The organism is Deltaproteobacteria bacterium, assembly GCA_017302835.1.
Classification (GTDB): Bacteria; Bdellovibrionota; Bdellovibrionia; order Bdellovibrionales; family Bdellovibrionaceae; genus UBA2316.
Map to the genome: position 1 here is coordinate 19,663 of JAFLCC010000025.1, position 10,326 is coordinate 29,988.

The 10,326-nt window shown below is 41.3% G+C and carries 9 protein-coding genes; 6 read left to right on the forward strand and 3 right to left on the reverse strand.

The annotated features are described in order from the left end of the window. Complete coding sequence (locus tag J0M15_16265; protein MBN8538604.1) at positions 1-711, reverse strand: c-type cytochrome; 711 nt, start codon at positions 709-711, stop codon at positions 1-3. Between the two features lie 7 nt (positions 712-718). Then, positions 719-988 carry a DUF2249 domain-containing protein gene (locus J0M15_16270; protein MBN8538605.1) on the reverse strand — a complete coding sequence of 90 codons (270 nt, stop codon included), beginning with the start codon at positions 986-988 and terminating at the stop codon, positions 719-721. A 131-nt stretch (positions 989-1,119) separates the two neighbouring features. On the opposite strand from J0M15_16270, the gene J0M15_16275 reads away from it, so the two are divergent. Next, positions 1,120-1,278, forward strand: coding sequence for a hypothetical protein (locus tag J0M15_16275; protein ID MBN8538606.1), 159 nt, complete (start codon positions 1,120-1,122; stop codon positions 1,276-1,278). 166 nt (positions 1,279-1,444) lie between these two features. Here J0M15_16275 and J0M15_16280 read toward each other — a convergent pair whose 3' ends face one another. Beyond that, positions 1,445-3,016, reverse strand: a complete 1,572-nt coding sequence (locus J0M15_16280) for a transposase (GenBank protein MBN8538607.1) — start codon at positions 3,014-3,016, stop codon at positions 1,445-1,447. A 293-nt stretch (positions 3,017-3,309) separates the two neighbouring features. On the opposite strand from J0M15_16280, the gene J0M15_16285 reads away from it, so the two are divergent. From J0M15_16285 to J0M15_16305, 5 genes are read left to right on the forward strand one after another with little or no spacing between them, the layout of a single operon-like run. Continuing rightward, positions 3,310-4,431 carry a hypothetical protein gene (locus tag J0M15_16285; protein ID MBN8538608.1) on the forward strand — a complete coding sequence of 374 codons (1,122 nt, stop codon included), beginning with the start codon at positions 3,310-3,312 and terminating at the stop codon, positions 4,429-4,431. Continuing rightward, the gene (locus J0M15_16290; GenBank protein ID MBN8538609.1) at positions 4,428-5,375 is read left to right on the forward strand and encodes a hypothetical protein; all 948 of its coding nucleotides are present in this window, start codon (positions 4,428-4,430) and stop codon (positions 5,373-5,375) included. The genes J0M15_16285 and J0M15_16290 overlap by 4 nt, the downstream gene beginning before the upstream one ends. Positions 5,376-5,391: 16 nt before the next feature. Further along, positions 5,392-7,140, forward strand: coding sequence for a hypothetical protein (locus tag J0M15_16295; GenBank protein MBN8538610.1), 1,749 nt, complete (start codon positions 5,392-5,394; stop codon positions 7,138-7,140). Next, positions 7,140-8,708, forward strand: coding sequence for a hypothetical protein (locus J0M15_16300; GenBank protein MBN8538611.1), 1,569 nt, complete (start codon positions 7,140-7,142; stop codon positions 8,706-8,708). Before J0M15_16295 ends, J0M15_16300 begins: the two co-directional genes overlap by 1 nt. Next, on the forward strand, positions 8,708-10,228 hold the full coding sequence (locus J0M15_16305; protein MBN8538612.1) for a hypothetical protein: 1,521 nt from the start codon (positions 8,708-8,710) through the stop codon (positions 10,226-10,228). The genes J0M15_16300 and J0M15_16305 overlap by 1 nt, the downstream gene beginning before the upstream one ends. Positions 10,229-10,326: the final 98 nt, after the last annotated feature.

Below are 10,326 nucleotides of genomic sequence, written 5' to 3' on the forward strand. Positions count from 1 at the left end.
CTATTTCCCCCCTTTGAGTTGTGAAAGATAAGTAACAAGCTCAGAAATTTCTGAATCTTTAAGTGGCAACTTTGGCATTTTAGAATCTGGCTTTACCGAAGCTGGATCTGAAATCCATTTTGCAAGATAGTCAGAATCAAACTTACTTCCAACACCATCAAGTGCAGGTCCAACCGTTCCGCCTTGTCCTTGGACAGCATGACAGGCAACACATATTTGTGTAAACACGGCAGGCTTTGTCACACTACCGGCAACTGATTCTGAAACTGCAGCACTTGTAACAGCACCCTGTCCTTGCAAATCAGGCTTTGCAGGAAAACCATTTAAGTCCATCTCGCCAATCCATTTTAAAAATAGAGTTAAATCTGAAATTTCTTCATCAGTAAAATTATAATTCACCATCTTCCGATCATTGGGATACATCTTCTGCGGATCCTTGAGCATAGATTTAACAAAAGTTTCACCTCTACGCTCATAAACTTTGGTCAGTTCTGGAGCATAATAGGCCCCCTCACCCATAAGAGTATGACAACCCATACAATTATTTTTATCCCACAAATGTTTACCTCTAATAATTTCAGGAGTTAAATTTTGGGACTTCGTTTGCGCTGGGATTCGTTGAAATGTATCCAAGGTCAAACCAATAAATGCCGCTGTACAGACAGCAGTTCCAAAAAGAAAGAAAGCTTTTGCTTGTGATTTTGATAACATCTTTTACCTACCCATTCCCGCATATTCCACAGCAACCTTGATTTGCATGTGCTACTTTTTTTGCAATACAAACTTCCCATAAGTTATCATCAATTTTTTTTGATGACCAAATTGAATTAGGAATTCTCGCCTCATCAAATTGTTTTTTTAATAGATCAGGGTCATGATCAAAAATAACTTTCATCTCTTTCCCCTGAAGCAACCCTTCAATAATCGAGAACAACAACCCCGATTTAAATCGGGTATCAAATGCTCTAAAGTCTAATACTGTGTCCATGTAATACGCCTCCCCGTTATGACTCACTTTACGTAATTAAAATTAAGAGCACATATGATTTAAATCAGTAGAAGTTTGCTTTTTATGGTTTAAAGTTTTGAAATGATCCAGTTTTAAGGAGGAGTATGCTAATGATATTAAAAAATGGGACCTTTGATCTGCCTAAAGGACTAAATCGTAAGCTTGATTTATTTACTAAAATTAATCCCATTCAAAAACAAGTCTTACTACAAAATTGCAATATCATCACCGAGGATAGGAATTTCAAAGGCCGAATCGTTCAAGTCTAACATCTAGTTTTGCCTTCGTTGTTGTTAAAATTGTGTGATTGGAACGGGTCTTTGGCAATGAATTTCACTAGAATTTCACTGATTTTAAAAATTTGCGCTGTGTCTTTGCTTTGCTAGGGGGTTTTTTCAAGATTTTGAATACACAAATCCGTTGCAGATAAATTTCTTAGTCTGCCGATTGATTAAAATTGTCGAAGTTCCCCACCGAGCTAGTTAGCACTTCATGCTCGTGTGGGTTCATCTCGAAGTACTGTTGAGCAAAGTCATCTTCGAAATGATGCTGTTGCTTTGGTGGTCCCCTTGCTGGATATAGCGGTGGCGGTTTTGTTGGTAGCCCCATGTGCTCAAGGATTTTTCGAATTACTTTTGGATCCTCGATGGCAGCAATGATTTTCATTTTACCGCCGCATTTAGAACAAGTTTCTACGTCCACATTGAAAACCCTTGCAAGTAGCCGTGCCCAGGGAATGTTCTTCTTTTTTAGCTCTATTTTATTTGGCACTGCTGCTGTTTGGTTATCTTGAACCAGGTTTAGTTCTGGAGGTTTTGGTACTATTTGTTTTCGGTATTTGTAGTGGGGTCCAAGTACTCCATGATAACGAGTCAGATGCACTCTGGGTCTTGGAACCAGTGCCACAAGTCGCTCCATCAGCTCCATCGGTGTTAACTTCAGAGCTGTGGTGCCATCGTCCCAGTTTTTTTTGAACTTGTAGATCACATTACCGACATCATCAGTTGATAAGCGCTCCTCGGCTACAGCCGGACGCGCAATGTATCTGCAAATCTTTTCTAAACGATCACGCTCATGGGCTTTGGTGGCTACACCTGCATGCAGTGAAAATCCAGAGTTCTTCGCCACAAGGCCCTTGGTGGCGGTGTGATCGTTATCGGTGACAGACTTTAGAACCAGTGCTTTTTTGCCTTTACTTTTGCCTGTGGCAAATCTGTAGGTCACAGAAGTGGCTTGTAGTTTAGAGAGTGTATCTTCATCTGGAATCGGTATTTGGAAGCCACCATCGCTGTCATCTTTGATAATGATTTTTTCTCGCTCTAGGTATTTAGTGAGCTTAACGATGATTTTTGTAAGTACTTCCTCGATCTCTTTAACTGTTGGTGGTGTGGCCACCCAGAAGTCGATGGGTTCACCTTTGGCACTGAGTTCATAGCAGCCATCAACAAAGAGTTGATGAAAGTGGATGTTCAAGTTCAGACTTCCTCCAAAGCGTTGGATCAGAGTGACTGCGCTTGATTTGGAGTTCCTTGCCCCGAGCCCTGCTTTGTTGCGGTAATACTGGCTAATCACCAGATGCGCAATCTCTAGGGCTCTTGCCATGACCTTGTGTCTAACAGCTAAGCACAGTCTGATCGGAATCGGGAATGTCAGCACCCACTGCCTGATGTTTTTGTGTGGCAATACGCAATCGACTAAGTGAACCGCTGTTTCTGCCATCCGCCGGGCTCCGCATGATGGACAGAAGCCTCTTTTTTTGCAGCTAAACGCTACCAACATCTCGTGGTGGCAAATGGTACACTGGGCCCGCAAGAACCCATGAGCCAAAATCCCACAGCGTAAATACGCTTCGAACTCTTTGATCACGAAGTCTGGTAATGGATACCCCAGATCGTGTTCGACTTGTTTTTGGAATGACAGCCAGTTGGCTTGGATCAGTTTGTAGAGTGTAGTTTTTTCGGGTTCGTGGCGTTGGTAGTGATAGGTTTTGGCATTGGGAATCGACATGGGCTAAATACATGTCTGCAACGGCCGTGGCCATTTAGGATCGCTTTACTGATATCTGCTGTGGCGCTGTGGTCCGGAATGTTGTTTAGGCGCTGGGTGATTAAGACCAGAGCGATCATTTATGCGGACCTTTTGATCATTGGTTGAAGCCTGCCAAGGAAAGCTTTCCAGTGCTTTGTTTCTAAAAAGCACAGAACAATCGTTGGACTAGGGCCAAATTGGATTGGTCTAGTAATTGCTCTTAGGAATGCTTCGCGGGAAACCAAGACAAAATATCACCACCGGGGGCGGGAATGAGTTTTCTAAAAAAAGGCTATCTATATATAGCACTGAACTTAGCTATTAGCCTTGGAGTGAATTCTGTTTGTTTTTCCAGACCCGAAGTCATAACCACTGAAGAACTCTATCAAGAGCTATTTCCACCGGTAGAAAATATTCTTTTAAGGGCGGTATTTAACAGAGAAGAAAACTTAAAAAATATACTAGCATTAATAAAAGTCGAGCCGAATATTTCTAAAACGCTTCGACAGCTTCCTAAAAAGCTAACTCAATACTATCGTTGGCATCAAAAAATTTATAATAAGAATGGTAGCATAGTTTCCTTGCCTGACCTTGAGGGAATAAGTCCTGAAGTATTTGATAAATCTCCGTGGGTTTTAAATCGAATTTTAAGTCAAAACTATACTTTACTCTTCTCTGCCGATGGCTCTAGTGGAGGCATTGAAGCGATACTAGCGCTATTAACACTTAAGAAGCAAATTCTCATGGACCTTACAGCGATAGATAAGGAACTAAAGAAGTGGGGGCCCCCCAATGGAAACCTGATGAGATATTTTCTAGTACCCTCAATCAAAGCCACAATTAACCAGATGACTCCAGTGGGGGCCATGATTGAATTTATGGACTCTATTCAATGTGAACTGGCTGATAGATTCTGTATGCACTTAAAATCGGGTTTGGGTTCAGCACTACATTTCGCTATTTCTAAACATCAAAATGAATTGCAGGCGATTGAATCAAAATTTACCGAATTCACTCAGAGTAATGGATCTACTTCCGTCGATTTACTAAAGTCGATCTATAATTTTAATGTATGGTATTTGCAATCGGGGTCAGTCACCCATCCATTTTCTTCAGACGAACTAAGAAAAAGACTGATTGATTTAGTAGAATATAAATCAAGCTCTAATATGTCTCGACGTTATGAGGCATTTTCACAACATCTAGTTTTGATGAGCGAGCTGACTCAAATCTTAGACCGAAGAACAAAGTACTCTGTTTACAAAGATGAGCTCAATTCCCAGCAAAAACTAAAAGCCTACTCTGCCATAAAATTGAAACTACAAAATTCCATCAGTGCAATGAATAAGCAAATTAAAATTTTAGCTTTATCAGAAGAGGAGTTGGGCCAATGAAATCTCAGAGTTTAAGATCAAACACTGTTTCCTTTTTTCGATTTAGTATTGCGATAGTTGCTGCGTTTTTAGTATTTTTCGGCTGTTCACCCAAAAACTCGGACCCAGTAACAGAACAGGCGCCCCTGTCGCCAGAAGGAACTTCTGCACAGATAGAGTCCGAGGGCTATATTGAGATTCAGGGGTTAAATCAGAATTACTATTTGCGCTCTATGTACTTTGATCAAAGTACAAAAGTGCAATATCAAATATTGAATAGTCAAATGGAGCCAGTATTCCAAAAGGCTTTTAATCTAGCAGACGCTAAAAACATAAAGGAAATCAGCCCAATATCCATTTCCAAGGCAAAGAATGAGGAATGGAGGAAGTTGAGCTGGACATTGGACACTCAGTTTTCAAATTATAAATCCAAATTGCAAGATCGGTTTAAAAGCGAAACACAAAGTTGCATCAGCTCTGAAGTGATCAAGCACTATAGGTCATTTTCTCTTTCAAAGCGGGGACCCGCTTGGTTAATTCTTCGAGAGCTTTCTTCCAATGAGGTACTTCAATACTTAGCTCTTCAGATTGATTTTGAAACCGAATCTCTCGCGTCTATTGGAATTATCAAGGGTAACTGGGATTTGTCTTTGGATAACCCCTACGTCAGTGCCTTGGCAGAAAATGTAGTTTTTGGAGAACCATCCACGTTGAATCACATCAGTGAAGAAATTTTTGCGGCCTGCCAGTCTCAAATTTCTGAAATTAAGATTTCGAGCGGGCCATCTATGAATACAGATACGGCGGACGCTTTAGCGTCGAGACAATTGGATCTACTCTTCAATGGTTCAGGATGGGGTCAGCCTTTCAGGGCCGGAGTGGCTCACGTTCTAATGTCTGAAGGACCATTTTACGGAATCGATTCTTTGAAGAGAAATACGTCTTTGTTGAAAAAAAATGAATAAGGGATAGGGAGAGAAAATGAAAATAAGTATTTTATTGAGTCTGGGACTACTAGGCCTAACGGCGCTAGCGAATCCAAAGATCAATGTGGACGTGAGCGGTCAGTTGACCCACAAGCTAGGATTAGCTTGGAATAAGGTCACTAAACACGAGCATAGCCTAAAATGCTATGTGACGGGCAAATCAGATGATCATCAGGATTTAGGTGGCGAAAATCTAGAAATTTCCCATGCCTATTTGAAGTTTGGAGATTTAAAATCCATAGGGTCAAAGAGATTTCCGATTTCTTTTGGTTCTGTTCAGACACAAGTGCAAAAAATAAATGATTTGGAATATCTGGTTTCTATCACTGATGCCACGTCATGGTCGGGGTACAGTCATTTGGATGATGGGGACTGTGAGCTTCGCGAAACTCACTGGAAAATTCACTCCCATCAAATTTCCGGCGATATCGCGGTAAAGATCAAACCACCGACTGGAAACTATTTTATAATTATGAAAGCTGACTTTGCGTCGGGTATTTTCAAAGCGCAAGAAAAGGGCCTCAGAGTTGATGGAGATATCCACAATGCTCAGCTCAGTAGCCGTGATTCCATCATTTGGTTTCGTCCCGGCAGTGAAATTAAAATCAATTTTAAGGGATCCGCCTACACAGATTCCCAAAAAACCTTTGGTCAATTTAGAATCCAGTTTATTCCGGACTCAGTAACTCCTGAAGTTGAAAAACTTTCGCCTTACCTGAAGCTCAAAGAGATTATCAAGCAAACTAACGACATAAGGACCGAGCGGGATATGCTTTTGAAGCAAAAGTCGACTCGACAGTTCTTATCTGTAGGACATGCGTTGTTGAAGTCAGAAGAGGCCATGCAAAACATAATCAGTAATCAAAGTCTTAATAAAATTAAAAATACATTAGATGAACTCTATTCCATTGCGAATGATACCACCATTGGTTTGGGCTATGATCAACCCCATGTAAAGGCCATGGCGGCGGCTGTCGGTTATCGTTTAACTTTAGTTTTACTAGAAGACTTAAAAATCTTTTGTAAAGATGTGGCTGTCAATTTACCTTTGACTGGGAAAAAAATAACAACAAGCGGGCTTAAAGCCGCCTATTACTGGCTCAATCGGGATTTGATTCGAATTGAATCTTTGCAGTTTCCTGAAGTAAAGGCATTTGTCGAAGAATTTGTCCGCTACGAAAACAATGCAATGAAGTATTCTCAATTGGCGCTGGATTCCAAAGAGCTTAAGAAAATAAATGCGGCCTATGTACTCCTAGATAGAAACTCAGATATCTACTCTGATTTGTTTGGAGACTTTTCCAGTTCTTTAAAAAAGACAGAGAAGATATTTGGCACAATCGGAGCTAATTCAATTTATACTCAGGAAATATATCAGTACGCAGGAAAGCTGGGACAGGAGCGCCTGGCAGTGGCCAAGCAACTTCGAGCATTGCCTCAATTGGTGAATCGCAACAATCATGAGTTTATAAAAGCATCACCTATTCTTAAAGACATTGAGAGTTTAGAGAAAAATCTAAATGCGTTTTCTCAGATGCTATTTGATAGAATTAAATTTATAGCACCTGACAGTAGTGATGATAATTTGTCGACATCTGTGATCAGCCTTTTAGCCCATCAGGTGGCAATTTTTGAAAAACCCTTGAGCGAAAAATTTATTGAGCCCATTCGGCAATTATTTTTTAACATCGCCAAAGATCAGAAAACGATTGAATCTTTTAACTCTTGTTTGCGAGGCAACTAATGAAAATTCTAAAGTATATAGTATCACTGGCGGTATTGATTCAAAGTTCTCAGGTTTGGTCCTCTGCGATGAGCCAAGCTGAAAAAATTATAACCGAGCAAAGAAAACTAGCCATCATGAAGGCCCAAGAAATTGTGCAAATGGATTTGAATTTTGCTTTGACTGAGGTCATGGAGAAAGTGGCCACCAGTCCTGATTTGGCAGAGACAAACAAAGATCTTTTTACGTCTCAGCAAAAATTAATACAAAGCTATTCCAGTTTGCTTAGCCAGCCCAAATCCGAAAATATTTCTGAATTTAAAAAACAAGTGAATGAGGCCTTTGAGAAATATCAAGAGTTGAGTCGTGAAAAGTTTGCTTTATCCTTCATTCCTTCGTTGCAGCTTGTGAATCGTCAAAAGTCTTTAATACTGGCCCATGATACTTTACTTGGCTTTGAGAATAATTGTGCGGTCGGCAAAGGTATCGGAGGCATCGGAGCTGCTGATATTTATTTTCCAGGGCTGCCCAAAGCTAATTACTCTATCCAGTTAGGATTTGGCACTGAATCTGGTCCTAGTTTTCAAGGTAGCGCAAGCGCCTCGGGAACGCCGAATGAGCAATCTAGGAATCAAGCGGCCAACATTTATTATACTGGGGCGACCATCGTAGGATCGATCGCTTATAGTGGTGCTTCTGGTGCAGTAGTGGGTGCGTGCCAAATGATGGCTCCCTATGCCTTAGCCGGCGGTGTGGTTGTGGCACTGGCTGTGATGTATATGTCCAATGAAGAGCGCATTAAGGCAGAGAACGAAATCGTTGAGGCCAAAATGTACGTGTTTAAAAATTCGGTCGACGATAGAAATATTGCTCAGTATTACAAAGACGCCTGCCAGGCGACCTCAGAAAAAAGCAAGCAATTGAGATCTATCTTATCGCAGTCTTTGAACCAGCCAGGGACTTTAAGCTTACCTCCTAATTTTGATTGGGAAAAAGAAGTCTCTGCGATGAATAAGCTCTCTGCAGACAGACACCAAGCCTATGTTGAGCTTAGAATTTTATTGGAAGATCAAATTAAGAGTCCAACAAATGCAGAGTTAGCTCAAAAAATTGAAACTAAGAAAAATGATATCAAGAAGATTGAAGAGGCATTAGCAAAAGAATCCACTCCAGAACGAGTTGCGAATGTTTTAAAAGCCTACTTACAAAAAGGGGATCTCAGTTTTCATCAGCAAGTTCAAAGCACGATTTGGCGAGAAATTGATCTTCATCAGAGAAAAGCCTTTGATCGTGTTTCTAAAGCGACTTTAGATTTAAGTAGTCGATTATTTCAGAGTGCTCTGGATGAGCGATCTCCAATAGGTATGGAGCTTGCGGCCCAAAAGAGTTTAAAAACGGCAAAACTTCAGTTTAAAAAAGTTTTGGAATTGAAGATTAAAGAAATTTTTGGCCGTGCGGATAGTAAATCGGTGTTGACGGCTCAAGAGACTTTGAAGACTCAAGCACAAGTCATCAGAAAAAAATATGGTCATGAGCCAGAAGTGGCCGAATTTGTGAAGGCCGCTCAATCGTTGATTGGTAAAATTTAGTGTTTATAATACTAGCGACTGTTTTTAGTTCTCTGTTCTGGGTCCAAGTCACTTTGGCTAATGGCATGAGAGTGCCGGGTGTTGTGAGCGGACAAATCATCCGCTCACATGGAGCTTCAGATGCGATGAGCATGTCCCATCAACCGAGTCTGTGTAGTGACGGCAATGGTAATTTCAGAGATTGCCAGAACAAGCAGAAATACGAATGGTGGAAACGAAACCAAGGACAAGCTCAAGACACTCGCAACTACCGCTCTTGGGATGGTCAAACTATTATCGTCAATGATCAATCGCAGGATTTCAATTATCACAGACCACAGGGGTCTTCAGGGAGTAACCCAGGGAATGGAAGTGGTGGCAGTGGTAATCCTAGTGGAAATGATGGTGGTAGCAGTAGTTCGGGAAAAAAAGTAAACTTAGGTCTTAAGGTCACTATCAAAGATCCTATATCTGGCTCACCAGTATCCATTGATACTCGATCAATGACGACTCGGCCGTATTTAGATGCGGCTACGGCACAAGCCATGGCCATCGCGGCCAATGAAGTGATGTCGGGTCTGCAAAGGGCTAAAAATCTGGAAGCTCAGAATCAAGTATTTCAGAATTACTATAATCAAACTGAAGCTGTAAATCAGGCCATAGCCAATCATATCAAAAAGGAATCTGAACGAATCTCTGCGACCATTCAAAACTCGGCACAAGCTGGCTTTGCCGAAATTGCTTCAGGTCTGCTAATTCAAGGTGGTTTGTCGACAGAGGAAATTCAGAGTCTTAAAAAATCAATAGAGCTATCGCAATCAGTGTTACGATATTCAGAATATTATGTGGATTCGGGCGGTAGAGCGATTCTTGAAAAGAGATTCCAAGATGCGCTTGCTGAAAAAAATTGGTTAGCAGCTGGTGAAATGTTAGAAGAGATCAGCTACGCTCAAGAGAATGGTCAAAAGGACAAATCTTCGATCGCTCGTAAGTGGACAAATCCAGAGGGAGTTTTTAAAGTTGGCTCGTCGTTGGATTCTAAGAGGCCTTTGACATCTAAGTGGTCAGAGAATGGGCAAGTTGTTCGTCGGGTAATAAACCGATTTCAAAGCTTTCATAAGGCCACTGAGGGATTAAAGTACGCTACGTCTCAAGAAAAAGCGCAACACACATTGGGTGTGACTTTAATATCAGTAGCTGATGAAGAGCTAGCTCGTGGAAACGCCCTGAAAGGCTCAGCGATCGCGCAAATCGCCGGTGAGTTGAGTGATGGGCTCATGGGCTTAGCCAGTGGCTTTTCAAACGCAGCTTACTCGGCACTGACCGCACTTCCTGAAATTGCACAGGCCTTAGGCGCCGGAGCTCAGGCTTTATATCATGATCCTCAGGGAAGTTGGGATGTGGCCGTTAAAGTGATCAGTCAATTAGATGAAGTGGGACCAGTCCTTCTTAATTCCATACAGAATGATTGGAAGACTCTAGAATCAGGCAGCGCTTTTGAAAAAGGGGAAGGGCAACGTCCCGAAAGTGGTAGAAATTAAAAAGGGAGCACTCCATAATGATTTAACTTAAACACATAAATCATTAATAACAAAGGAGAACTCCCTAATGAGAAAAAGTAAGCCATCACAAGTAAAAT